Below are 24524 nucleotides of genomic sequence, written 5' to 3' on the forward strand. Positions count from 1 at the left end.
CCTCCCTGGACAGCACGCCCCTGGGAACAGTGTCCCCAGACTCGCCCCGACGCACCCCATCGAACAGCCTGCGGCATGCCGGGCCGGTCGCCGCAGGCCGCGCGCGGCGGCCCGCACGGCACGGGAGTCCGTCGCCGGGTGGAGGTTCTGCGGCGTTGCCCCCGCTGAGCCACTCGGGCGTTGCGCAGGCTGGCGCCTGGAACCGCTGCGGCGCTCCAAGGACGTCCGGGCCCGGTTCGGCGCGGCCATCCGTCGGCCTCGGCTGCCCGGTACCGCTGCGGTGCTCCGTCGATGTCCGGACCCGGCTCGGTGCCGGTATCCCGCCAACGTCGGCCGTCCGGCACCGCCGCCGTGCGCTGCCAACGCCCGGGCCCGGCACCGCAGCGCTGCTCCGCCGGTCTCGGCCGCCCGGCACCGCCGCGGCGCGCGGCCGACGTCCGGGCCCGGTACGGCTACGGCGTCTCCCGTACCCGGAACGCCTCCGCGTCCCACGTGCCGTCCAGGCGGGGGGACAGCCAGGCCGGGGCCGCTGTGCGGAACTCCGCGGGGGGCAGGGCGCCGGCGCCCGCGGGCAGCGCGCCGAGCAGGGGGGCGGCGGCGACCTCCGGCAGGTCGGCCACGTTGCAGCGGGTGGCGAGATCGGGCGTGGTGGGCCAGCTGCCGATCACCACTCCGGCCGGCTCCAGGCCGCGGCGCCGCAGTTCGCGCGTCGTCAGCTCCGTCACGTTGAGCGTGCCCAGCCCGGCCTGCGCGACGACCAGCACCGGCGCCCCCAGCAGCTTGGCCGCGTCGGCCAGCGTGCCGCCGGCCGCGTCGAACCGGACGAGCAGCCCGCCCGCTCCCTCGACCAGCACCAGATCGTGCTCGGTGGCCAGCTTGGCGGCCCGCTCGGCCACCTCGTGCGGGTGCACCGGCGTCATCCCGGCCCGCCGGGCCGCCGTACCCGGCGCCAACGGCTCGGGGAAACGGGCGAGTTCGGCTGTCGTAACCGGGCCCGCGAGGCGCGCGACCTCGTCGGCGTCCCCCCGCTCGTCCGGCCCCACGCCCGTCTGGGCGGCCTTGAGTACGGCCACCGAGCGCCCGGCCGCGAGCGCCGCGGCGGCGACGGCGGCCGTGGTGACGGTCTTGCCGATCTCCGTGCCCGTCCCCGTGATCACCAGTACCGGCATGTCATCCCTCCCGCGCCGCGGCGCACACCGCGCGCGCGATCCGTGCCACGTCCTCGTCCGAGGTGACGTACGGCGGCATCGTATAGATCAGGTCGCGGAACGGGCGCAGCCACACGCCCGCCCGTACGGCGGCGTCGGTCGCGGCCTTCATGTCCACGGCGTGGTCGAGCTGGACGACCCCGATGGCGCCGAGGACGCGGACATCCCGTACCCCGGGCAGGTCGAGCGCCGGCGCCAGGCCCTCCCGCAGGGCCGCCTCGATCCGCCCCACCTCCGCGAGCCAGTCCTGTCCGAGCAGCAGCTCGACGGAGGCACAGGCCACGGCAGCGGCCAGCGGGTTGCCCATGAACGTCGGTCCGTGCGCGAGCACCGGCACCTCGCCCCGCGAGATGCCGTCGGCGACCCGCGGGGTGCACAGGGTGGCCGCCATCGTCAGGTAGCCGCCGGTCAGCGCCTTGCCGACGCACATCACGTCCGGGCTGACGGACGCGTGGTCCGCCGCGAACAGCGCGCCGGTGCGGCCGAAGCCGGTGGCGATCTCGTCGAACACCAGCAGCACGTCGTGCGCGTCGCACGCCTCGCGCAGCACCCGCAGATAGGCGGGGGAGTGGAACCGCATCCCGCCCGCGCCCTGCACCACCGGCTCCACGATCACCGCGGCCAGCTCGTCGGCGTGCCGCGCGATCAGCTCCCGCAGATGGTCCGCGTACGCCTCCTCGTACCCGGCGGGCGGCGCGTCCGCGAAAACCTGACGGGGCAGCACACCGGACCACAACTGGTGCATCCCGCCCTCGGGGTCGCACACGGACATCGGGTTCCAGGTGTCGCCGTGGTAGCCGCCGCGCCAGGTCAGGAGCCGCTGCTTGCCCGGCCGGCCGAGCGAGCGCCAGTACTGGAGGCACATCTTCACGGCGACCTCGACCGACACGGACCCCGAGTCGGCCAGGAAGACGTGCTCCAGGCCATCAGGCGACATGTCGACAAGGAGCTTCGCGAGCCGCACGGCGGGCTCGTGCGTGAGCCCGCCGAACATGACGTGGCTCATCCGCCCGAGCTGCTCGCGCACGGCCTCGTCGAGGACCGGGTGCCGGTAGCCGTGGATGGCCGACCACCACGACGACATGCCGTCGACCAGCTCGCCGGACCCGTCCGCCAGCCGCAGCCGGACCCCGCTCGCCGCCTCCACGACGAGCGGTTCCGCGCGCCCGGGCATCGGGCCGTACGGATGCCACACGTGCCGCCGGTCCAGTTCCAGCAGCTCCGGCACACCGAGCTCAGGCATTGGGCGCGAGGTCCGTCCCGGCGCCCCGGCGGCGGACCGCGACCAGGTCGGTCCGCGGCTCGCCCGCCGGCGCCGGCGCCGACCCGCAGACGCCGCCGTCGTGGCAGCCCCCGGTGTCCCCGCAGCCCCCGGCCTCCGTCCGGTGCTCCGGCAGCGTCACCTGGTCGGCGCCCTCCACCTCGAACCCGGCGTCCGCGATCATCTCCAGGTCGGCCTTGCCGGCCTGGCCCTCACTGGTCAGGTAGTCGCCGAGGAAGATGGAGTTGGCCAGGTGCAGTGCCAGCGGCTGCATCGTGCGCAGGTGGACCTCACGGCCGCCCGCGATCCTGACCTCCACGTCCGGGCAGACGAACCGGACCATCGCGAGGATCCTGAGGCAGCGCTGCGGCGTGAGGTTCCACTCCTTGGCCAGCGGGGTGCCCTCGAACGGGATCAGGAAGTTCACCGGAACGGAGTCCGGGTCCAGTTCACGCAGCGAGAACACCACGTCGACCAGGTCCTCGTCGCTCTCGCCCATGCCCGCGATCAGACCCGAGCAGGCGGACAGACCGGCCGCGTGCGCCTTCTGCACCGTGTCCACCCGGTCGGAGTACGTGTGGGTGGTCGTGATGTCCCCGTACGTGGACTCCGAGGTGTTGAGGTTGTGGTTGTACGCGTCCGCGCCTGCCTCGCGAAGCCGTTCGGCCTGGCCGTCGGAGAGCAGGCCGAGGCAGGCGCACACCTCGACGCCCTCGTTCTGGTCCTTGATGGCCTTGATGGTCTCCGAGACCCGGTCCACGTCCCGGTCCGTCGGGCCGCGCCCGCTGGCCACGAGACAGACCCGCTTGGCGCCGCCCGCGAGGCCCGCGGCGGCGGCCTGGGAGGCCTCGTCCGGCTTGAGCCAGGTGTACTTCAGGATGTCGGCCTTGGAACCGAGCCGCTGGGAGCAGTACGAGCAGTCCTCCGGGCACAGGCCCGACTTGAGGTTCACCAGATAGTTGAGTTTCACCCGGCGCCCGAACCAGTGCCGGCGCACCTTGCCGGCCGCGGCCACCACGTCGAGCAGGTCGTCATCGGAGGTGGCCAGCACGGCGAGCGCTTCCTCGCGGGTCGGCAGCTCGCGCCGAAGCCCCTTGTCCACCAGCGTGTTCAGCAGGTCCATGAGGCCTGATCCTGTCCTACGGGACGGCCCCGGGCCAAGGAGACTTTGCACAACGGAGCAGGTTCACCGTGTGGGTATTGCCACACCCTGGGCGGCTGGTCGTACCGCTAGGGTCTGTCCGCTACCTACAAAAGCACCGGAGGACCCATGGCGTTCGGCTGGATCGACGAGCAGGCCGAGGCGCGCCGCCGCGCCGGACTCGTCCGCACCCTGCGTCCGCGTCCCGCCGACGCGCCGCTGCTGGATCTGGCGAGCAACGACTACCTGGGTCTGACCCGCCATCCGGAGGTCGTCGAGGGAGCGGCCGGGGCCGCCCGGACCTGGGGCGGCGGCTCCACCGGCTCCCGGCTGGTCACCGGCACCACCGCCCTGCACACCGAACTGGAGCGGGCGCTGGCCGCGTTCTGCGGGTTCGAGGCGGCCCTGGTGTTCTCCTCCGGGTACGCCGCCAACCTCGCTGCGGTCACCGCGCTGGGCCCGCACGGCTCGCTGATCGTGTCCGACGCGGGCAACCACGCCTCCCTCATCGACGGCTGCCGGCTCGCCCGGGGCGAGACGCAGGTCGTCGGCCACGCCGATCCGGAGGCCGTGCGCAAGGCCCTGGCGACGCGCGGGGGCGCGGCGATCGTCGTCTCCGACACGGTGTTCTCCGTCGACGGGGACCGGGCACCGCTGGCCGCGCTGGCCGAGGTGTGCCGGGAGCACGGCGCGGGACTCGTCGTGGACGACGCGCACGGGCTCGGCGTGCTGGGCGACGGCGGCCGGGGCGCGCCGTACGCGGCCGGGCTCGCGGGCGCGGAGGACGTGGTCGTCACGGCCACCCTGTCCAAGTCGCTGGGCAGCCAGGGCGGGGTGGTGCTCGGCCCGGCCCGGGTGATCGACCACCTGGTCAACGCGGCCCGGACCTTCATCTTCGACACCGGCCTGGCGCCGGCGGCGGCCGGTGCCGCGCTGGCCGCGCTGCGGCTGCTGGAGCGCGAGCCCGAACGGGCGGCTCGGGCCCGCGAGGTGGCCGCGGAGCTGTACGCACGGCTGACCGCCGCGGGTCTGGAAGCGGTGCGTCCGGACGCCGCGGTGGTCTCCGTGCGGGCTCCGTCCCCGGAGCAGGCGGTGCGCTGGGCGGCCGACTGCCGTGCGGCAGGCCTGGCCGTGGGCTGTTTCCGTCCTCCCTCCGTGCCCGACGGCATCTCACGGCTGAGGCTGACCGCCCGGGCGGACCTCTCCGGGGCGGAGATCGAACGCGCTGTACGAGTCATCGGCGAAACCCGACCATGAGTCGGCGTACACGGCCGTGTGTCGCACGAGGGTGATGAACGGCAAGGGGTCCGATCAGGGGACGTGACCTCTGATCAGAGCCTGGTGACGAACTCCGCCCAGCTGCCGGCGGAGAAGAGCAGCGCGGGTCCGGCGGGGTTCTTGGAGTCGCGCACGGCGAGCAGTCCGGCGGCGGGGCCGGAGCGCGGCCGGGCCGTCTCCACGCAGTTGTTCGCTCCCGTGCTGTAGCTGCTGCGCAGCCAGCGCACGGGGTGCAGGTCGGTACTGGCAGGGACGTTCCGAGGCAGAGCTGACATGGTGCCTCCTTACGCGCCGTCACCTATCCCGGCGATGTAGTCCAACGATTCCTCGGGGGAAAGGGCGTGGAACTGAAGGGTGTTGAAGGCCTCGGAGTAGGCCATGAGGTCTTCTTTCCGCTCCAGGTAGAGGCTACTCGTCAACTGGTCGAGAACAACCACGTCCAGATCAGAAGTGCTCGGAAATGAGAAGATAACGAAAGGGCCGGTGAGTCCGACATGCGCTCCCGCGGCGAACGGCAGCACCTGGAGCCGTACCTGGGGCAGCCGGGCGGCCTCCATCAGCCGTTCGAGCTGCCGGGCCATCACCTCCGGACCGCCGACCTCGCGGCGCAGCACCGCCTCGTCCAGTACGGCGCTCAGCACCAGCGGCGGATCGGAACGCAGCACGTCCTGCCGGGCCAGACGTACCTCCACCAGCGTGTCCAGGCGCTCCTCGTCCAGGTCCTTCACGGCCGCCCGGGTCACCGCGCGGGCGTACTCCGGCGTCTGGAGCAGGCCCGGCACCACCGTCGTCTCCAGGGTGCGCATCGCGCTCGCCTGCGACTCCAGGCTGATGAAGTCGCGGTAGGTGGGTGGCAGCACCCCGCGGTAGGCGTGCCACCAGCGGTGCCGGCCGCCCGCGTCCTCCGACCCCGCCAGCATCAGCAGCAACTCGCGCAGATGCGTGTCCCGCACCTGATAGGCGTCGAGCAGTAACCGCAGATCGGCCGGTTTCACACCGCTGGCGCCGGTCTCGATGCGGCTCACCTTCGACTGGTGCCAGCCGACCAGCCGGGCGGCGTCACCGCTCGTGAGCCCCGCGCCGGTACGCAGCATGCGCAGTTCGGCGCCCAGTTTGCGGCGGCGCACTGCCGGACCGTTCTGCATGGGCTCCTCCTTACTCCTTCCGGGCCGCCCACATACGGTCTCGCGTCGCAGAGTTCACCGCTTCGAGCGACAGATATATGCATATCTTGGTGGATGGCTCCCCGTGACCGGCCCGTTGGTGGCAGTCTGGCGAACAAGCACCAGTCCGGGACCGTACTCGAACCCTCCGCCACATGTCGGACCACGGCCCCGTGGGAAAGGGACGACGTCGCCATGGCAGACCACCTGGAAGCATCCCTCACTCTGCCGAGCGATCCGGCCTCGGTCGCCGCCGCCCGCTCCTACGTCGTCGGCACCCTGGCGGAGTGGGGCCTGCCGTCCGACAGCGACGTCGCCGACACCGTGCGGCTCATCGTCTCCGAACTCGCCACGAACGCCGTACAGCACACCTTCGGCCAGTCACCCACCTTCACGGTCGACATCGCGCTGCACCATGACGAACATCTGCGCATCGGCGTCACGGACAGCCATCCCCGCTTCCCGAAGAGACTGCCCGCCGCTGTCCAGCAGGACAACGGTCGCGGCATGGTCATCATTCGCTGGCTCACCGCGGAGTGCGGCGGCAGACTCCGCATCCGCCCCACGCGGGAGGGCGGCAAGACGGTATCCATCGAACTTCCCTGGACGATCCCGGCGGCCCCGGTACCGGCGGGCCAGCAGGAGCCCTAGTCCTCCGGGCGGGGCCGGGGCGTTCCCGGGCAGGGCGAGCGCTGGGCGGCGTCCGTGTGCTCCAGCTCGGGACGTGCGCCCTGTGGCGCTACGGCGGCCCGTCCAGACGCGGGAGGGAGCCGTGGAGGGGCGGGCGCTGACCTCGACCCCACCGGCGAACACCAGCCGGGGCGCTCGTCCCCTTCGTGGGCCCGTGACACGCCGTCGGCCCCGGGCCGCCCGTGGGCTGCGGGCGGGCACCGGGGTGGCGCTGACGGCGCTGGGAGCGGCCCTGCTGCTGGAGCCGCTCCCGGCCCGAGGACGGGTCAGCTGACCCGGCCGTACCAGACGCTCCGCGTCCAGATCTTCTCGAGCTTCACCACGTCCCCGGTCTTCGGGGCGTGCCAGATCTTGCCGTGACCGGCGTAGATGCCCACGTGGTAGACGTACGAACCCGAGTGGAAGAAGACCAGGTCGCCCGCCTTGCGGCTTCTGGCGGAGATGTGGTGCGTCTTGTTGTACTGCTGGGCGGCGGTGCGCGGCAGCTTCTTGCCGGCCTTCTTGTACGAGTAGAGCGTCAGCCCCGAGCAGTCGAACCTGCGCGGCCCGGTGGCTCCCCACGCGTAGGGCGCGCCCTTCTTGGAAGCCGCGACCTTGAGCGCTTTCGTCGCCATGGTCGCGGCGGAGGCGTCGGTGGCGAGGCCGGGCACCGCGATCGAGCCGCCCACGGCGGCGAGGGTCAGGGCCGAGGCCGTGCCGGCCCGGGCCATCAGCGACGGGACACGATTGAGCGCAGTCATGCGCAACCCTTCGTCAGCCGCCTGTGAAGGATGACCTGTCGGATTCGGGCTGGCGAAGTTGCCCGGCCGCGTTGCCACGGCTTCACCCCAAGGGTCGCCCGGAGCCGACACCCGTCCGTGTCGTACGGACGAACATCTGTTCCGGCGACCCGCCTTGCTTGGGTCCTCCACTCCTGCCGATCCACTCCGTCGACCGGTCATCCGGGCGGCGGCAGGACTCGGCGTCCGCCCGGATCGCCCCGCCGCGGTGGCGGGGGCTTGTCGTCAGACAGGGATCTTGGCTCACGACTGTCCGAAAATCCCAACGGAATCGGGGATTTGTGGCGTTACTCACCACTCACCCGTTCGGGTGGACACTGCTCTGTTCGAGCGTCCGTCAGATCCCGGACGTAGCCCCCGACCTGGGGCGAAGCGCCTCCCGGCGGCTCATGCGGTCGCGCTGCGCGCAACTCGGGAGGCCCGGAAAACGATCTGGAAGTACACCGGTCGGCGGTACGTCGTTCGGGCCGTTTCAAGTCCCGTCCGAACGACGCGTGTCGACGCGCGGCACCCACCGGACCGCAGGAGCGTCCGCCTCAGCCGACGCCGTCCGGCGGGAGCGCGACGCGAGCGGCCCGGCGCTCACCGTCCAGCACCCGCAACGCGCGTGCCAGCGTGTCCCCGTGCAGCTCCGTCTCGCCCCGCTGGTGCATCAGTGCGAGCGCGTCCCGCAGCTCTGCCGCCTTGCGCACCAGCGCCTGGGCCGCGCGCAGCCCGCGGTAGGTGTCCCCGGGCCGGGCCGGATTGATACGGCCCAGCAGGTCGACCGCCTCCAGGTAACGGTCGATCAACTCGCCCTCCGCGCGGGTCAGCGCGGGCAGTGGGGGGAAGTCCGGCAGCATGAGCGGCTCACCTCGCGTCCGGTGCGCCGGGCGTGTCCCGGCGGCTCGGCACGATGCCGTCCACCAGACCGTAGGCGACCGCCCCGGCGGCGTCCAGGATCAGGTCACGCTCCAGATCCTCGTGGACCTGCCCGGCCGTGCGCCCCGTGTGCCGCGCGAGCATCTGCGCGAGCGTCGCGCGGATCCGGGTCAACTCCTCCGCCTGGATGAGCAGGTCGCTGGGCTGTCCGCGCACCGGCTCGGGCAGCGCCGGCTGCTCGATCACCATGCGGGCGCCGGGCAGCGTGAACCTCTTGCCCGGGGTGCCGGCCGCGAGCAGCACCGCGGCCGACGCGGACGCCTGCCCCAGGCAGTAGGTCGCCACGTCGCAGCCGACGTACTGCATCACGTCGTAGATGGCCGCCATGGCGTCGAACGAGCCGCCCGGCGAGTTGACGTACAGCGTGATGTCCCGGTCCGGCGCCGCGTGTTCGAGGTACATGAGCTGTGCCGTGACGTCGTTCGCCGCCGCGTTGTCGACCGGCGTGCCGAGGAAGACGATCCGGTCCTCGAAGAGCTTCGCGTACGGATCGAGGGTGCGTACGGCGCTCCCGGTGCGCTCGGTGAACTCGGGCAGGACGTGGCGGGCGGACGGTCGGGACATGGACATACCCCTCCTCACGGCGGAGCCACCTTCGGTGGGCTCTCTGTAAAAAATGTACAGCACGTACAGAACGCAGGGGGTCGGCTGCGGTAACGACTCATCAGGACAGCGCGTGGTCGCGCGCCTAAGCTGGAGGTGTAAGCGATCATTTCCGGGCTGGTCCCGGTGGGTGCCGCCCGTCGTCGGAAGGCTCCACGCCGTGGGTGCGAAAGTAAGAGCCGCGCTCGTCGGAACAGCGGTCGCGTCATTGGTCATGGGCGGAACGGTGGCGAACGCGGCCCCGGCGGACGTTTCGCCGCAGGACATCTTCGAGGAGGCCGCGCCGGGCACCGTCCACGTGGTGGGCAAGACCCGGGCGGGAAGTGGCTTCATCTACGACGCCGACAAGGGGCTCATCGTCACCAACGCGCATGTCGTCGCGGGGGAGAACGCCCTCAAGGTCGTCGTCCAGGACAAGGGGGAGATGCCCGTCCGGATCCTGGGCACCGATCCGTGCGAGGACGTCGCCGTCCTGCAGTTCAGTACGCCGCAGGAGGACCTCAAGGGGTTGGAGTTCGCCGACAGCCGCGACGTCAAGGCCGCCGACGCCGTCACGGCCATCGGCTACCCGACGTCCTTCGAGAAGAACGTGGAGGCGCAGAAGCCCGTCTACACCGCGGGCAGCGTCCAGTCGCCGAACGTGCCGGCGGATCCCTCGCCCTCCCTGCCCCACTACGCGGAGACGATCCAGCACTCCGCCACCATCAACCCCGGGAACTCCGGAGGGCCGCTGCTCGACGCCGACGGCAAGGTGATCGGCGTGAACACCCTCGGGAACCCCGAGGCGCAGGGGCAGTACTACTCGATCAGCAGCGACCACGTGCGCCCGCTGCTGGACGGGCTGGCCGCCGGTGACAGACACAACGACCCCGGTTGGCTGGTCGGCTCGCTGGACGACCCGGAACTCAGCTCCACCTACCGCGACGATCCCAAGGCGGAGCGGCTGGTGGCCGACACGCAGGAGCGGTTGCTGAAGGACGGCACCAGCGGGCTGTTCGTGGAGGACGTGGCGACCGACTCGGAGGCGGCCAAGGCCAACCTGGAGATCGGCGACGTGATCACCGCGGTCAAGGACACTCCCGTGGCCACGGTCGGCGACCTCTGCGACGTCCTGCAGTCCGCGACTCCCGGGGAGAAGCTCCCGCTCGAAGGCAAGTACAGCCTCAATGCCGGCGCGACCACGGACGAGGGCCACGTCACTCGTTTCGGTGAAGACTGGAGCACCGATCTGCTCCTGCCGAAGAAGTAGGTCCCGCGGGGGCGCCCCGTAAGCTGGGGGTATGGCCTACGAGATTCCGGTGACGCAAGCCAGAGCTGAACTCGCCGACCTGATCAACCGGGTCGTGTACGGCGGTGAGCGCGTTGTCGTGACCCGGCACGGCAAGCCGCTGGTCGCGCTGGTCTCGGCCGCCGACCTGGAGCGGCTGGAAGCGCTGGACGAGCAGGCCGGGGAGCAGGTCATCAGCTCGGTGTCCGGGGTCCGCGAGCCCCGTTCCGCGCCGCGCGGACAGCAGCGCTTCGGTATCGCGGCGGAGCACCGCCGGCCCGGCACCTCCTGAGCCCGTCCGCGCGCGAGCCCACGTCTCCGTCTCTGCACGAACCCATAGCGCGGTCATGCGCGCGTCAAGGTCTGGTTAACGTCGTTGAAACTCCGGCGTTCTAGCCTGCCGATCCACGCCACCAGGGGTTTTTCTGCCCGGATTGAGGAAGCTCCGGGGATTTGTCTGTGTGTTACATCTGTCCCCGTCGTGGTGGCCGCGGCAACCGGACCCCGCACGGTCCGGAGCGAGGACTGTGAGGTGGGACGTGCAACTGACCCCGCATGAGCAAGAGAGGCTGCTGATCCACGTGGCGGCCGACGTGGCCGAGAAGCGCAGGGCCCGCGGGCTCAGGCTCAACCACCCGGAAGCGGTCGCCCTCATCACGTCGCACATCCTGGAGGGCGCGCGGGACGGCCGTACCGTCGCCGAGCTGATGTCCTCCGGCCGCAAGATCCTGACGAGGGACGACGTCATGGACGGCGTCGCCGAGATGATCCACGACGTCCAGGTCGAGGCCACCTTCCCGGACGGCACCAAGCTCGTCACCGTCCACGAGCCGATCGTCTGAGGGGCCGCGATGATTCCCGGAGAGATCCTGTTCGCGGACGACCCCGTCGTCTGCAACGCGGGCCGCGAGGTCACCCGGCTGACCGTCCTCAACGCCGCCGACCGTCCGGTCCAGGTCGGCTCCCACTACCACTTCGCCGAGGCCAACCCCGGCCTGGAGTTCGACCGCGCCGCAGCCCGCGGCAAGCGGCTGAACGTCGCCGCCGGCACCGCCGTCCGCTTCGAGCCCGGCATCCCCGTGGAAGTCGAGCTCGTGCCCCTGACCGGCGCCCGGATCGTGCCGGGGCTGCGCGGGGAGACCGGAGGTGCCCTCGATGCCTGAGATCTCCCGCGCCGCCTACGCCGACCTGTTCGGGCCCACCACCGGCGACCGGATCCGCCTCGCCGACACCGACCTCCTCATCGAGATCGAGGAGGACCGCTCCGGCGGCCCCGGGGCCTCCGGCGACGAGGCGGTCTTCGGCGGCGGCAAGGTCATCCGCGAGTCCATGGGCCAGTCCCGTGCCACCCGCGCCGAGGGCACCCCCGACACCGTGATCACCGGTGCCGTCGTCGTCGACCACTGGGGCGTCGTCAAGGCCGACGTCGGCATCCGCGACGGCCGGATCACCGCCCTCGGCAAGGCCGGCAACCCGGACACCATGGACGGCGTCCACCCCGGCCTGGTCATCGGCCCCGAGACCGAGATCATCGCGGGCAACGGGCGCATCCTGACCGCCGGCGCCATCGACGCCCACGTCCACTTCATCTGCCCGCAGGTGGCCGACGAGGCGCTGGCCTCCGGTGTCACCACGCTGGTCGGCGGCGGCACCGGACCCGCCGAGGGCTCCAAGGCCACCACGGTCACCCCCGGCCCCTGGCACCTGGCCCGGATGCTGGAGGCGATGGAGGCCTACCCGGTCAACGTCGGCTTCCTCGGCAAGGGCAACACCGTCAGCCACGAGGCGATGCTCTCCCAGATCCGCGGCGGCGCCGTCGGTCTCAAGCTGCACGAGGACTGGGGCTCCACGCCCGCCGTCATCGACGCGGCGCTCACGGTCGCCGACCGCACCGGCATCCAGATCGCCATCCACACCGACACCCTGAACGAGGCCGGGTTCGTCGGCGACACCCTCGCCGCCATCGCGGGCCGGGGCATCCACTCGTACCACACCGAGGGCGCCGGCGGCGGCCACGCCCCGGACATCATGACGGTCGTCTCGCAGCCGAACGTCCTGCCCAGCTCCACCAACCCGACCCGGCCCTTCACCGTCAACACGACCGAGGAACACCTCGACATGCTGATGGTGTGCCACCACCTCAACCCGGCCGTCCCCGAGGACCTGGCGTTCGCCGAGTCCCGGATCCGCCCCTCCACCATCGGCGCGGAGGACATCCTGCACGACCTCGGCGCGATCTCGATCATCTCCTCCGACTCCCAGGCGATGGGGCGGGTGGGCGAGGTGATCCTGCGCACCTGGCAGACGGCCCACGTCATGAAGCGCCGGCGCGGTGCCCTGCCGGGCGACGGCCGCGCCGACAACCACCGGGTACGGCGCTACGTCGCCAAGTACACGATCAACCCGGCGCTCGCCCAGGGCCTCGCCGCCGAGATCGGCTCCGTCGAGACCGGCAAGCTCGCCGACCTGGTGCTGTGGGAACCCGCCTTCTTCGGGGTCAAGCCGCTCCTCGTCATCAAGGGCGGGCAGATCGCGTACGCGCAGATGGGCGACGCCAACGCCTCCATCCCCACCCCGCAGCCGATCCTGCCCCGGCCGATGTACGGCGCCATCGGCCGGGCCCCCGCCGCCAACTCCGTCAACTTCGTGGCCGGCCCGGCGATCGAGGACGGGCTGCCGGAACGGCTGGGACTCGGCAAGCGGTTCGTGGCGATCGAGTCCACGCGCGCGGTCACCAAGGCCGACATGCGCGAGAACGACGCCCGGCCGGACGTCCGGATCGACCCCGACAGCTTCGCCGTGCACATCGACGGCGAACTGGTCGAGGCCACCCCGGCCGCCGAACTGCCCATGGCCCAGCGTTACTTCCTCTTCTAGTGTCCAGGGCAGCACTGCTCGTCCTGGCCGACGGCCGCTTCCCCGCCGGAGGGCACGCGCACTCCGGCGGGGCGGAGGCCGCCGTCAAGGCGGGCCGCATCACCGACGCGCCGACCCTGGAGCGGTTCTGCCGGGGCCGGCTGCACACCTCCGGGCTGGTCGCGGCGGCACTCGCGGCGGCGGCCGTCCTCGGCGCCGACCCGGGCGAGCTGGACGCGGCGGCCGACGCGCGGACGCCGTCCCCGGCCCTGCGGGCCGCCGCGCGGCGCCTCGGCCGACAGTTGCTCCGGGCCGCCCGGGCGACCTGGCCGTCCGCCGAACTCGACGCCTTGGCCCGCCGGTTCCCCAAGGGCGCCCATCAGCCGGTCGTGCTCGGTCTCGCCGCCCGGGCGGCCGGACTCACGCCCGAGGACGCGGCCCACTGCGCGGTGTACGAGAGCGTGAGCGGGCCGGCGACGGCCACCGTGCGGTTGCTGAGCCTCGACCCGTTCGACGCGACCGGAGTCCTCGCCCGGCTGGCGCCCGAACTGGACCGCGTGGCCGACACCGCCGTGGAGGCCGCACGGAGAGTGGCTGACGCGGGGGTCGACGCGCTGCCCGCGGCGTCCGCGCCCCTGCTGGAGGTGGGCGCGGAGTGGCACGCCGGCTGGCCCGTGCGGCTGTTCGCGTCATGAGCTCGCCCACCCGCCCGACTCGCTCGGCTGAAGACTGACCCACCCCAGGAGCCGTACATGCACCTCGACCACACGCACCCCGCCCCCGCCGCCCTCAGCGCGGACGCGCGCCGCCCCGACGGGACCCGCCGTGCCCTGCGGATCGGGCTCGGCGGCCCGGTCGGCTCGGGCAAGACCGCCACCGTCGCCGCCCTGTGCCGGGCGCTGCGCGACGAGCTGTCCCTCGCCGTCGTCACCAACGACATCTACACCCGCGAGGACGCCGAGTTCCTGCTCCGGGAAGCCGTGCTGCCGCCCGAGCGGATCACCGCCGTCGAGACGGGCGCCTGCCCGCACACCGCGATCCGTGACGACATCTCCGCCAATCTCGAAGCCGTCGAGGACCTGGAGGACGCGGTCGGCCCCCTGGACCTGATCCTCGTCGAGTCCGGCGGCGACAACCTCACCGCCACCTTCTCCAAGGGGCTCGTGGACGCCCAGATCTTCGTGATCGACGTGGCCGGCGGCGACGACATCCCGCGCAAGGGCGGCCCTGGCGTCACCACCGCCGACCTGCTCGTGGTCAACAAGACCGACCTCGCCCCCTACGTCGGCTCCGACCTCGCCCGGATGGCCGCCGACGCCAAGGCGCAGCGTGCCGAACTCCCCGTCGTCTTCCAGTCGTTGCGCGGCGAGACCGGCGTCGCCGACGTGGCCGCCTGGGTCCGGGAGCGGCTCGCCGCGTGGACGGCGTGACCGTCACCGGGGTCCGGGGAAGCGCCCGGATCGTCGCCCGCCCCGACGGCCGCGGCGGTACGGCCCTGCCCGTCCTGGACGGCGAGGGCCCGCTGGCGCCGCGCCGCACCCGGTCGGCCGGAGCCGAGGCGAGGGTCATGGTCGTCGGCGCGATGAGCGGGCCGCTCGGCGGCGACCGCTTCACCCTGACCGCACGGGTGGAGGAGGGCGCCCGGCTGCACGTCGGATCGGCCGCCGCCACCCTCGCCCTGCCGGGCCAGGCCAAGGGCGAGGCCCGGTACGACGTCCGGCTCGACGTGGCCTCCGGTGCCGAACTGCGCTGGCTGCCGGAACAGTTGATCTCCGCCGGCGGGAGCGACCTGCGCGTCACCACCCGGGCCGACCTCGCCGCCGGCGCCCGGCTCGTGCTGCGCGAGGAACAGGTGTTGGGGCGGACCGGGGAGCAGCCCGGGCGCCTCACCAGCCGGCTCACCGTGCGGGTCGCGGGCCGGACCGTACTGGACCAGGAGCTGGCCTGCGGCCCCGGCGCGCCGGGCGGCTGGGACGGGCCGGCCGTGCTGTCGGGGTTTCGTGCGGTGGGACAACTCGTCGTCGTGCGCCCTGAGTTCGCGGCAACACCGGTGGCCGCGCGGATGCTGGGGGAGTACGCCTCGCTGGTACCCCTGGCGGGCCCCGCCGCCCTCGTCACCGCCGTCGCGCCGGACGCGCTGCGACTGCGCGGGCTCCTGGACGAGGCACTGACCGGGCTCGGCTGACGCATCCGGCGAAGTGTCCGGGCAGTTCGAGGAACCGAACATGATCATCCGGTTATCGGATTGGTAAAGATAGGTGTCGACCCCTGTTCTCAGCCGACTCACAGCCGAGAGGATCCCCGCCTGACAACTCACAGCGAGGTACGGGGAGGGGCCCACTTGAGGGAGAACAGACCGAAGAGCCGCCTGATGGCACTCGGTTCCGCTGGAGCACTCGTCACCGCCACCCTGATCGCCGGCGCGGTCTCGGCACCCACGGCCGGTGCCGCCGGCCGGCCCGCGCAGGACCGGGAGGCCAAGGGCGTCGAGATCGCCGCCGCCCGGGCCGCCAAGGCCGGCGTCAAGTGGCAGGACTGTCCGGCCGACTGGGGGCTGGAGAAGCCCATCCAGTGCGGCTGGGTCAGCGTGCCGCTCGACTACGCCCACCCCTACGGCAAGCAGATCAAGCTCGCCGTGGACCGCATCGGCAACACCGGCACCAAGAAGGAACGCCAGGGCGCGCTCGTCTACAACCCGGGCGGGCCCGGCGGCTCCGGCCTGCGCTTCCCGCGCCGGGTCACCACGAAGGCCCCGGTCTGGGCGAACGTCGCCAAGGCCTACGACTTCGTCGGCTTCGACCCGCGCGGCGTCGGCCACTCCGCGCCCATCTCCTGCGTCGACCCGCAGGAGTTCGTCAAGGCACCCAAGCTGGACCCGGTGCCCGACAGCGAGGCCGACAAGACCGCGCAGCGCAAGCTGGCCCGTGAGTACGCGGAGGGCTGCGCCGAACGCAGCGGCGCGATGTTGCCGCACATGACCACGCCGAACACCGCGCGCGACCTCGACGTCATCCGCGCCGCCCTGGGCGAGAAGAAGCTCAACTACCTCGGCGTCTCCTACGGCACCTACCTCGGCGCCGTCTACGGCACGCTCTTCCCCGGCCACCTCCGCCGGATGGTCGTGGACAGCGTGGTCAACCCCTCCCGCGAGAAGATCTGGTACGAGGCCAACCTCGACCAGGACGTCGCCTTCGAGGGCCGCTGGAAGGACTGGCAGGACTGGGTCGCCGCCAACGACGCGGCCTTCCACCTCGGCACCACCCGCGCCGCCGTCCAGGACAAGTGGCTCGAACTGCGCGCCACCGCCAAGAAGAACCCGATCGGCGGGGTCGTCGGCCCGGCCGAGCTGATCTCCTTCTTCCAGAGCGCCCCGTACTACGACTCCTCGTGGGTGCCGGTGGCGACGGTCTTCAGCAAGTACGTCGCCGGTGACACCCAGGCGCTGGTCGACGCCGCCGCCCCCGACCTGTCGGACACGGCCGGCAACATCAGCGCGGAGAACGGCAACGCCGTCTACACCGCCGTCGAGTGCGCCGACGCCAAGTGGCCCACGAGCTGGCAGAAGTGGAACCGGGACAACACCCGGCTGCACAAGGACCACCCGTTCATGACCTGGGCCAACGCCTGGATGAACCTCCCCTGTGCCACGTGGCCGAGCAAGCAGCAGACCCCGCTCGAGGTCAAGACGCACAGCGGACTGCCGAAGGTCCTGATCGTGCAGTCCACCCGTGACGCCGCCACCCCGTACGCCGGCGCCGTCGAACTGCACAAGCGCTTCAAGGGCTCCCGCCTGATCACCGAGAAGGACGCGGGCTCCCACGGCGTGACCAGCCTGGTCAACCCCTGCATCAACCAGCGCGTCGACGCCTACCTGCTCGACGGCTCGCTGGACGGCAAGGACGTGACCTGCGCCCCGCACGCCACGCCCAAGCCGTGACCGTGCCGACACGGTGACGAGGGGCGGCCGGACCTTCCCGACCGCCCCTTCCCCGTGCCCCCGTCCCCGCCGCTACGCCGTGGGCCAGGCGTCCTCCGCCGCGTAGTCGAACGGGTCCGGACAGGCCCGGGCGAGCAGCGGAAAGACCTCCCGCCAGTCCCGGCCGCGCAGCGCCCCGGTCAGCCGCTCCACCGTCTCCGGCAGGCTCTCGGCGTACGACACCACCGGCCGGTAGCCCAACTCCCGCTCGGCGGCCGACATGTCGCACACCACCGGCCGCGGCACCGACCACGGCGTCCGACCCACCGGGCCGGCCGGCGGCCCGTCGACGTACACGGTCCGGGCCTCCACCCCCATCACGGCGTCGATCGCGGCACCGATCCCGGCGACCGTCGGCGCCTGACCGTCACAGGCGTTGAGCACCCCAGAGCCCGGCCGGGCCGCCGCCAGCCGCACCAGCTCGGCGATGTTCCGGGCACTCGCCGGATGGAACCGGCTCTCACCCGGTACGCCAGCACCCGGCCCTGCCGACCGTCCAGATTCCGCCGCACGAAGTACAGCTCCCGCGGCAGCGGGCTGTACGGCCCGTGCACCGCGCCCGCCCGCAGCACGGTGACCGGCGAGCCGACGCCGGCACCGAGGAGTTCCCGCTCCAGCGCGGCCTTGCGGGCGCTGTAGGTGGCCTCACCGGGAGCGACCGTCGGCTGGGTCTCGGGGACCGGCACCGGGTAGTCCGGGAAGCCGTCCGGCTCGCCCATCGCGTCGAAGCCCCGTCCCGCGCCGTCCTCGTACACGGCCACACTGGAGATCACCACCGCCGAGCCGACCCGGCCCGCGAGCCCCGTCACCTGCCGCGCGCGCCCCGCGTCGTAGGCGACCACGTCGACCAGCGGATCGCAGCCGTCGTCCACCACCGCGGCCAGGGCCGTGTCGTCGGCATGATCCAGCCGGACGGTCCGCAATCCGTCACCCCACGCCGTGTCCCGGCCGCCGCCGCGCGAGGCGGCCGTCACCTCCCAGCCGCCCCGCGCCGGCGCCACCACCGGACGCCCGATCTGCCCGCTCGCCCCGATCACCACAGCTGTCCTCATGCGCCGAGCCCAGGCATCCGGCCCCGGCCCGCCGCCCTCTTTCTGCCGATGGCGGAGATCAGCTCAGCGGCGCCCGCGGGAACCTGCGCCTGGCGTTCTCCTCCGCCGCCTGCCGTTCCTTGACGACGGCCGCGTACTCGTCGACGTACTCCTGCCCGGAGAGCGTCAGGATGGCGTAGACGATCTCGTCGGTGACCGCGCGCAGCACGGCCTTCTCGTGCTCCATGCCGGCATAGCGCGAGAAGTCCAGGGGCTCGCCGAACCGGATGGTCACCGGGCGGATCCTGGGGACGACCTTCCCGGGCGGCTGTGCCTCGAACGTGCCGATCATCGCGCACGGCACGACCGGGACGCCTGCCCTGAGCGCCATGACGGCGACCCCGACCTTGCCCTTGTACAGCCTGCCGTCGTGCGAACGGGTGCCCTCCGGATAGATACCGAGCAGCTCCCCCTTGCGCAGTACCCCGAGCCCCTCACGGATCGCGGCCTGCCCCGCCTCCTTGCCGGAGCGGTCCACCGGGATCTGACCGGCGCTGCGGAAGAAGAACGCGGTGAGCCGGCCCTTCACCCCGGGGCCGGTGAAGTACTCCGCCTTGGCGAGGAAGGTGATGCGGCGTTTGAGTATCGCCGGCATCAAGAAATGGTCGGAGAACGACAGGTGGTTCCCGGCGATGATCGCCGGCCCCGACGCGGGCACGTGCTCCAGGCCTTCGATCCGGGGCCGGAAGACCACTCTGAGCAGCGGGCCCAGGACCACGTACTTGAGCAGGTAGTAGAACACGGCTCGCTCCTCACTCGGCCGGCTCCCCTTGGAACCGGCGTTTTCCCAGGTCAACCCGGGATTACGGGCACGGGCTGATGCACACTTGCCGTCATCTGTAGCCATGTTGGTGCGGTCTTATGCTGACCCTTGCCGAATGCGGTTACGAGCAACGGGGACGAGATCCCCTTCGAACGCCTGGCACCCCATCGGTCGGCTCGCGCCTCGTAGGCGAACCAGGTGAAAAGCCGCCGATACCGTCCGCCACCGTCTGCTGGAAGTGGGGGCACTGGGTGACGTCCTCGTGATCGCAGTCGAGCGCGCACTCGATGAGCTCCAGGGATGCCCGTGCGGCCGCGATGCGGAAGCGCAATGCCTCCGCTTGTTCGCGCAGGATGCCGCGTCGTTGCACGGGATCGGCTGTGGCGGACAGCGAGCGGATGGTCTCCAGAGACAACCCGGCTTCCTTGGCCCGCATGATGACGGCGACTCGGGTGATATGGGCGGAGCCGTACTGGCGGCGGCCGGCGGAGTCGCGCGGGGGGTTCAGAAGGCCCATCGCCTCCCAGTGGCGCAGGACGTGGGCGGCCAGACCGAAATGCCCTGCCAGGGCGCCGATGCTCAGCGGTTCGTCCGCGCCGTCGGCTGGCGTACCGTACTCGCTTGACTTCATGTCGACATTAAGTCGCAACCTGGCGCGCATGACCAAGAAGTCGGAAACGATCCAGACCTCGACGGACGAGTTGATCGCGCTGCTCGATGCGGGCGAGCGACTGCCGGGTGCAGCCGAACTGCGGGCGCGGAGCTACGAGTTGCTCCATGCGGGCCCCGGAACGCCTGTGGTGGACGTCGGGTGCGGAGCCGGGCGAGCCGTTGCCGAACTCGCCGAGCGGGGGGTGAGGACGGTCGGGGTGGACCCGGACGAGCGAATGATCAACGTTGCCCGCAGCCGGTGGCCGGAAGCGGACTTCCGGGTCGCCGGAGCGTACGAGTTGCCGCTGGCGGACGCCTCGACGGCCGGCTACCGGGCCGACAAGGTGTTCCATGAACTGACCGAGCCGGAGGCGGCGCTGACGGAGGCCCGCCGGGTGCTTCGGCCCGGTGGCCGTATCGTGTTGGTCGGACAGGACTGGGACACCTTCGTCATCGACTCCGGGGACCCGGAACTCACTCGCACGATCCTGCACGCCCGGGCCGACCTGACCGCAGGCCCGCGGGTTGCCCGCCGGTACCGCAATCTGTTGCTGGACGCCGGATTCGACGAGGTGACGGTGGAGGTCCGCACCGGCGTGTTCACCGGGCCGGCGATGCTGCCGCTGCTGGTCGGACTGGCCGAGCGCGCCTGTTCCGTCGGAGCCGTCACCCGCGAGCAGGCAGACGGCTGGACCGCGGAGCAGCGGGCACGGGGCGAAGCCGACCGGCTTTTCCTGGCACTGCCCATGTTCCTGGCCGCGGCCACCGCGCCCATCTGAGAGTGCCGTCTTCGCTGCGGCTCCCGCGTCCAGTGTTGCGCTCTCCGGTGCCTTGATCTCCCGACGCGGGCCGTGGTGAGGGCGAACCCCGGATTGTGGCGGCCGCCGACGGGAGGCAGGGTGGTCTTGAGAACGTTCGGGCGAGGCGGAAGGCGCACGGCCTGTCACGGATCAGAGGGCACGGCCTGTCACGGTGCCACCGAACGAGTGGGCCGGTACACCGACGGAGGTGTGGTGCATGTCAGAGAAGAACCCCGAGCACAGGACCGCCCGCGAGACCTCCTTGCCGCCCGAAGTCAAGGTGCTGCAGGACGTCACTCCCCCCTTCTTTCCCGAAGGCGGTTCGGGAATGACCATCCTCGTCGACTGGCCTCCCGGTCACCCCGGGCTCCCTCCGCATCGCCACTCGGGCCCGTCGTTCGGCTACGTGATGGAGGGCGCGCTGCGGTTCGAGCTCGAGGGTGAGCCGGAGCGTGTGGTCGAGGCGGGAGGGACGTTCTGGGAGCCGGGCGGTGACGTGATCCACTACCAGGACGGCAACGCCCTGTCGGACGCACCGACCAGGTTCGTGGTGACCATGGTGTGCGCGCCGGGTCAGCCGATGCTCACGCTGGTCGAGGAGGACGAGCTGAAGGAACGGGCGCACCTGCGCGCCCCGCGTCCCTCCGAAAGCTGACCCGCGAGAGCGTCGGACGCCCCGGACACGGCCCCTCGGTCCGGCTCCCTCCCCGCTCCGCTTCGGCGTGCCGGCCGCGACCGGCGTGCCCCCGCACACCGGCCGCATCCGGCCCTCGTACGATGTCCCCGATGACCGGCACCCGAGCACGCGCCCTGCGACCGCCCCAGCGGCGGCACCGCGCGCTGCTCGTGCTCGCCCTGCTGGCCGGACTGCTCGGGATGCACGCGCTGGCGCCCGGCGGGGGCATGACACACGCCGGACACGGCGGACACCCCCGGGCCGCGCACGGCGCGGTCGCCGTCAGCGCACCGGACGACTGCCCGGACGCCGCCGGCCACTGCGGCGGCCACCGGCTGCACCACGCCGACCCCAGTTGTGCCTCGGGCGCGCTGGACGGCGGCCCCCACCTCCCCGTGCCGGCCCCCGGCCCGGTGGCCGTCGTAGCACCGGCCCCCTGCCCGCGCCCCGGTCCGGCCACCGCGCCGGACGGCGCCCGTGCCCCGCCCGATCTGGCGGAACTCCAACTCCTGCGGATCTAGAGGCCGCCCCGGCCGCCCGCCCTGCCACGGCGCAGGTGTCGCGGTCGTGCCCACGCGTGCCCCGAATCCCCCCAGAACAGCAGGAGTTCCCGCATGACCATCCGTAACGTCCGTACCCTGACGCGCCGTGCCGCCCTCGCCACGGTCGCCATCACCGGAGCCCTCGTCCTGGCCGCCTGCGGCGGCGACAACGACAACGCCGGCGGTGGCCACACCGGACACGGCTCCCCGGCCTCCGGGAGCGCGTCCGCCACTGCGAGCGCGTCGGCCACCGCGCACAACGCCCAGGACGTCTCCTTCGCGCAGGGCATGATCCCGCACCACCAGCAGGCCCTGGAGATGGCGAAGCTCGCCGACGGCCGGGCCTCCTCCGCGCAGGTGAAGGACCTCGCTTCGCGCATCGAGAAGGCGCAGGACCCGGAGATCCGCACCATGACCGGCTGGCTGACGTCCTGGGGCGAGCAGGTCCCCATGGCCGGCATGGACCACTCCGCCCACTCCGGGATGTCCGGGATGATGAGCGAGTCCGACATGACGGCCCTGAAGAAGGCCACCGGCAAGGACTTCGACACCGAGTTCCTGTCGATGATGGTCGACCACCACGAGGGCGCCGTCGAGATGGCCACCACCGAGAAGGAGAAGGGCCAGTACGGTCCCGCCAAGACCATGGCGGACGCCATCGTCACCGCGCAGAACGCCGAGATCAAGGAGATGAAGAAGCTCCTCGGCACGGACTGACGGCACGGCGGGCGGGGACCGGTGCCGCCACCGGCCCCCGCCCGTCCCTCAGGCCAGCACCTTCTCCAGGGCCGTCAGCGCCGACCGCAGCTCCTCCGCCGTGATCGTCAGCGGCGGCGCGAGCCGGATCGTGGACCCGTGGGTGTCCTTGACCAGGACCCCCTCGCGCATCAGGCGCTCGCTGATCTCCCGGCCGGTGCCGAGCGCCGGGTCGACGTCCACGCCGGCCCACAGCCCGCGCGCCCGGAACCCGGTCACACCCTTGCCGGTCAGCTCGGTCAGCCCGTCCCGCAGGAGCACACCCAGCTCGGCCGCCCGGCGCTGGAACTCACCGGTCTCCAGCAGCTCCACCACGGCCGTGCCGACCGCCGCGGCGAGCGGATTGCCGCCGAACGTCGAACCGTGCTCACCCGGGTGCAGCACCCCCAGCACCTCGCGCCGGGCCACCACCGCCGACACCGGCACGATGCCGCCGCCGAGCGCTTTGCCGAGCAGCAGCACGTCCGGGACGACGTCCTCGTGCTCGACGGCGAGGGTACGACCCGTCCGGCCGAGGCCCGACTGGATCTCGTCCGCGATGAACAGGCAGCCCTTGCGGCGGGTCAGCTCCCGCACCCCGGCGAGGTACCCGTCGTCCGGGACGATCACCCCGGCCTCGCCCTGGATGGGCTCGATCAGCACCGCCGCCGTGGTGTCGTCGACCGCCGCCTCCAGCGCGGCCAGGTCGTTGTACGGCACGATCCGGAAGCCGGGCGTGAACGGGCCGAAGCCGGCCCGGGCCGTCTCGTCCGTGGAGAAGCTGACGATGGTCGTCGTACGGCCGTGGAAGTTCTCCGCCGCGACCACGATCGTCGCCTGACCGGCCGGGACGCCCTTCACGTCGTACGCCCACTTCCGGGCCACCTTGATGCCGCTCTCCACCGCCTCCGCGCCGGTGTTCATCGGCAGCACCATGTCCAGGCCGGTCAGCTCCGCGAGCCGCTCGGCGAACTCGGCCAGCCGGTCGTTGTGGAACGCGCGGGAGGTGAGGGTGAGCCGGTCGAGCTGGCGGTGCGCCGCCTCGACGAGCGCCGGGTGCCGGTGGCCGAAGTTGAGGGCCGAGTAGCCGGCCAGCATGTCGAGGTAGCGGTTGCCCTCGACGTCCTCCACCCAGGTGCCCTCGGCACGGGCCACCACCACGGGCAGCGGATGGTAGTTGTGCGCGAGAACCGGCTCCTCCGCGCGGATCAGGTCGTCGGACGTACGGGTGCGCGCGGGTGCGGTCATCAGCGGATCTCCTGGGTGCAGCACTTGATGCCGCCGCCGGCCTTGTGGAACTCGGACAGGTCGACGGGGACGGGGACATAGCCGTGGCCGGCCAGGCGCTCGGCGAGCGCCTCCGCCTGGGGCGCGATGAAGACGTTCCGGCCGTCGGAGACGGAGTTCAGGCCGAACGCCATCGCGTCCTCGCGGGTGGCGAGCACCGCGTTCGGGTACAGGCGCTTGAGGACCTCCCGGCTGCCCGCCGAGAAGGCCTCCGGGTAGTAGCAGATGTTGTCGTCGTCGAGGACGAACAGTGCCGTGTCCAGGTGGTAGAAGTACGGGTCCACCAGGGTCAGGCCGATCACCGGGTGGCCGAGGAACTCCTGTGCCTCCCGGTGCGCCTCACGGGTCGTGCGGAACCCGGTGCCGGCGAGCACGTACCGGCCCGTCCACACCAGGTCGCCCTCGCCCTCGGTCACCGACTCGGGCCGGTACACGTCGTAGCCGGCCGCCTTGAACCACGTGTCGTAGTGCTCCGACTCCGGGCGGCGCTCCGGAGCGTGGAACAGGGAGCCGAAGACCCGGCCGCCGACGACGAACGCCGCGTTCGCGGCGAACACCATGTCCGGCAGGCCGGGGACCGGCTCGACGGCGTCCACGGCATGGCCGTGGTCCCGGTAGGCGCGGATCAGCTGCTGCCACTGCTCCTGGGCCAGATCCACGTCGACGGGCTTGTCGGGATGCATCCACGGATTGATCGCGTACTGGACGGCGAAGTGTCTGGGTTCACAGACGAGGAAACGCCGGGAACGCGGCACACGACTGTCGGACACAGAGGGTTTCCTCCGTTTTCCTGTGTGTCACTGAGGGGTGACACCACGGTAGGAAGGGAGGAAGAC

At 72.0% G+C, this 24524-nt stretch carries 27 protein-coding genes and 1 pseudogene; 15 read left to right on the top strand and 13 right to left on the bottom strand.

Annotated features, from left to right (window positions below; translation table 11 throughout):
* Positions 1-452: 452 nt before the first annotated feature.
* Genes bioD through bioB form a run of 3 tightly spaced genes read right to left on the bottom strand, consistent with a single transcriptional unit; the run spans position 453 to position 3592 of the window.
* Complete coding sequence (gene bioD / locus OO52_RS31215) at positions 453-1169, bottom strand: dethiobiotin synthase (RefSeq protein ID WP_030655113.1); 717 nt, start codon at positions 1167-1169, stop codon at positions 453-455.
* A 1-nt stretch (position 1170) separates the two neighbouring features.
* On the bottom strand, positions 1171-2451 hold the full coding sequence (locus OO52_RS31220; RefSeq protein ID WP_030655117.1) for an adenosylmethionine--8-amino-7-oxononanoate transaminase: 1281 nt from the start codon (positions 2449-2451) through the stop codon (positions 1171-1173).
* Positions 2444-3592: a biotin synthase BioB gene (gene bioB / locus OO52_RS31225; protein ID WP_030655120.1), complete on the bottom strand. Its 1149-nt coding sequence runs from the start codon at positions 3590-3592 to the stop codon at positions 2444-2446. The genes OO52_RS31220 and bioB overlap by 8 nt, the downstream gene beginning before the upstream one ends.
* 147 nt (positions 3593-3739) lie before the next feature.
* Between bioB and OO52_RS31230 the strand changes: the two genes are divergently transcribed.
* Positions 3740-4867, top strand: coding sequence for an 8-amino-7-oxononanoate synthase (locus OO52_RS31230; RefSeq protein ID WP_030655121.1), 1128 nt, complete (start codon positions 3740-3742; stop codon positions 4865-4867).
* A 74-nt stretch (positions 4868-4941) separates the two neighbouring features.
* Here OO52_RS31230 and OO52_RS31235 read toward each other — a convergent pair whose 3' ends face one another.
* Positions 4942-5163 carry a DUF397 domain-containing protein gene (locus OO52_RS31235; RefSeq protein ID WP_030655123.1) on the bottom strand — a complete coding sequence of 74 codons (222 nt, stop codon included), beginning with the start codon at positions 5161-5163 and terminating at the stop codon, positions 4942-4944.
* A gap of 9 nt (positions 5164-5172) precedes the next feature.
* Complete coding sequence (locus tag OO52_RS31240) at positions 5173-6033, bottom strand: helix-turn-helix domain-containing protein (RefSeq protein ID WP_030655126.1); 861 nt, start codon at positions 6031-6033, stop codon at positions 5173-5175.
* A gap of 213 nt (positions 6034-6246) precedes the next feature.
* On the opposite strand from OO52_RS31240, the gene OO52_RS31245 reads away from it, so the two are divergent.
* Positions 6247-6702, top strand: coding sequence for an ATP-binding protein (locus OO52_RS31245; protein ID WP_030655129.1), 456 nt, complete (start codon positions 6247-6249; stop codon positions 6700-6702).
* Positions 6703-7007: 305 nt separating this feature from the next.
* Here OO52_RS31245 and OO52_RS31250 read toward each other — a convergent pair whose 3' ends face one another.
* From OO52_RS31250 to OO52_RS31260, 3 genes are all read right to left on the bottom strand, one after another.
* Positions 7008-7481, bottom strand: a complete 474-nt coding sequence (locus tag OO52_RS31250; protein WP_030655132.1) for a C40 family peptidase — start codon at positions 7479-7481, stop codon at positions 7008-7010.
* 575 nt (positions 7482-8056) lie between these two features.
* Entirely contained in the window at positions 8057-8362 is a 306-nt protein-coding gene (locus tag OO52_RS31255) for a hypothetical protein (RefSeq protein WP_030655135.1), read from the bottom strand.
* 7 nt (positions 8363-8369) lie between these two features.
* Positions 8370-9005 carry an ATP-dependent Clp protease proteolytic subunit gene (locus OO52_RS31260; protein ID WP_030655137.1) on the bottom strand — a complete coding sequence of 212 codons (636 nt, stop codon included), beginning with the start codon at positions 9003-9005 and terminating at the stop codon, positions 8370-8372.
* A gap of 253 nt (positions 9006-9258) precedes the next feature.
* Between OO52_RS31260 and OO52_RS31265 the strand changes: the two genes are divergently transcribed.
* The 9 genes from OO52_RS31265 (at position 9259) to OO52_RS31305 (ending at position 17104) form a co-directional block, all read left to right on the top strand.
* Complete coding sequence (locus tag OO52_RS31265; RefSeq protein ID WP_048910392.1) at positions 9259-10293, top strand: S1C family serine protease; 1035 nt, start codon at positions 9259-9261, stop codon at positions 10291-10293.
* A 31-nt stretch (positions 10294-10324) separates the two neighbouring features.
* Entirely contained in the window at positions 10325-10603 is a 279-nt protein-coding gene (locus tag OO52_RS31270) for a type II toxin-antitoxin system Phd/YefM family antitoxin (protein WP_030655143.1), read from the top strand.
* Between the two features lie 247 nt (positions 10604-10850).
* Positions 10851-11153, top strand: a complete 303-nt coding sequence (locus OO52_RS31275; RefSeq protein ID WP_030655145.1) for an urease subunit gamma — start codon at positions 10851-10853, stop codon at positions 11151-11153.
* A gap of 9 nt (positions 11154-11162) precedes the next feature.
* Positions 11163-11474 carry an urease subunit beta gene (locus tag OO52_RS31280; RefSeq protein ID WP_030655148.1) on the top strand — a complete coding sequence of 104 codons (312 nt, stop codon included), beginning with the start codon at positions 11163-11165 and terminating at the stop codon, positions 11472-11474.
* Entirely contained in the window at positions 11467-13188 is a 1722-nt protein-coding gene (locus OO52_RS31285) for an urease subunit alpha (protein WP_030655151.1), read from the top strand. Before OO52_RS31280 ends, OO52_RS31285 begins: the two co-directional genes overlap by 8 nt.
* Positions 13188-13862 (top strand): urease accessory protein UreF, encoded by a 675-nt coding sequence (locus OO52_RS31290; protein ID WP_030655154.1) that lies wholly within the window; start codon positions 13188-13190, stop codon positions 13860-13862. The genes OO52_RS31285 and OO52_RS31290 overlap by 1 nt, the downstream gene beginning before the upstream one ends.
* Positions 13863-13919: 57 nt before the next feature.
* A complete protein-coding gene (gene ureG, locus OO52_RS31295) occupies positions 13920-14597 on the top strand; it encodes an urease accessory protein UreG (protein ID WP_030655157.1) in 678 nt (225 codons plus the stop codon).
* Positions 14594-15352, top strand: a complete 759-nt coding sequence (locus tag OO52_RS31300) for an urease accessory protein UreD (protein ID WP_030655160.1) — start codon at positions 14594-14596, stop codon at positions 15350-15352. Before ureG ends, OO52_RS31300 begins: the two co-directional genes overlap by 4 nt.
* 186 nt (positions 15353-15538) lie before the next feature.
* Positions 15539-17104 (top strand): alpha/beta hydrolase, encoded by a 1566-nt coding sequence (locus OO52_RS31305; RefSeq protein ID WP_030655163.1) that lies wholly within the window; start codon positions 15539-15541, stop codon positions 17102-17104.
* A 72-nt stretch (positions 17105-17176) separates the two neighbouring features.
* On the opposite strand, the pseudogene OO52_RS31310 reads toward OO52_RS31305, so the two are convergent.
* The 3 genes and pseudogenes from OO52_RS31310 to OO52_RS31320 all read right to left on the bottom strand — a co-directional run bounded on the left by OO52_RS31310 (position 17177) and on the right by OO52_RS31320 (position 19628).
* Positions 17177-18195: pseudogene (locus tag OO52_RS31310) on the bottom strand (NAD-dependent epimerase/dehydratase family protein).
* 58 nt (positions 18196-18253) lie between these two features.
* Positions 18254-18976 (bottom strand): lysophospholipid acyltransferase family protein, encoded by a 723-nt coding sequence (locus tag OO52_RS31315; protein ID WP_030655165.1) that lies wholly within the window; start codon positions 18974-18976, stop codon positions 18254-18256.
* Between the two features lie 142 nt (positions 18977-19118).
* Positions 19119-19628, bottom strand: a complete 510-nt coding sequence (locus OO52_RS31320; RefSeq protein WP_078877368.1) for a MerR family transcriptional regulator — start codon at positions 19626-19628, stop codon at positions 19119-19121.
* A gap of 28 nt (positions 19629-19656) precedes the next feature.
* On the opposite strand from OO52_RS31320, the gene OO52_RS31325 reads away from it, so the two are divergent.
* The 4 genes from OO52_RS31325 to OO52_RS31340 all read left to right on the top strand — a co-directional run bounded on the left by OO52_RS31325 (position 19657) and on the right by OO52_RS31340 (position 22383).
* On the top strand, positions 19657-20427 hold the full coding sequence (locus tag OO52_RS31325; RefSeq protein WP_030655181.1) for a methyltransferase domain-containing protein: 771 nt from the start codon (positions 19657-19659) through the stop codon (positions 20425-20427).
* Between the two features lie 238 nt (positions 20428-20665).
* Positions 20666-21103 carry a cupin domain-containing protein gene (locus tag OO52_RS31330; RefSeq protein WP_030655184.1) on the top strand — a complete coding sequence of 146 codons (438 nt, stop codon included), beginning with the start codon at positions 20666-20668 and terminating at the stop codon, positions 21101-21103.
* Between the two features lie 131 nt (positions 21104-21234).
* Complete coding sequence (locus OO52_RS31335; protein ID WP_030655187.1) at positions 21235-21645, top strand: DUF6153 family protein; 411 nt, start codon at positions 21235-21237, stop codon at positions 21643-21645.
* Positions 21646-21738: 93 nt separating this feature from the next.
* The gene (locus OO52_RS31340) at positions 21739-22383 is read left to right on the top strand and encodes a DUF305 domain-containing protein (protein ID WP_030655190.1); all 645 of its coding nucleotides are present in this window, start codon (positions 21739-21741) and stop codon (positions 22381-22383) included.
* Between the two features lie 48 nt (positions 22384-22431).
* Here the strand turns inward: OO52_RS31340 and rocD are convergent, their stop codons facing one another.
* Complete coding sequence (gene rocD / locus OO52_RS31345) at positions 22432-23649, bottom strand: ornithine--oxo-acid transaminase (protein WP_030655192.1); 1218 nt, start codon at positions 23647-23649, stop codon at positions 22432-22434.
* Positions 23649-24458, bottom strand: coding sequence for a dimethylargininase (gene ddaH / locus OO52_RS31350; protein ID WP_030655195.1), 810 nt, complete (start codon positions 24456-24458; stop codon positions 23649-23651). Before ddaH ends, rocD begins: the two co-directional genes overlap by 1 nt.
* Positions 24459-24524 lie beyond the last annotated feature (66 nt).

The sequence above is a fragment of the Streptomyces flaveolus genome (genome assembly GCF_000716535.1).
Classification (GTDB): domain Bacteria; phylum Actinomycetota; class Actinomycetes; order Streptomycetales; family Streptomycetaceae; genus Streptomyces; species Streptomyces flaveolus_A.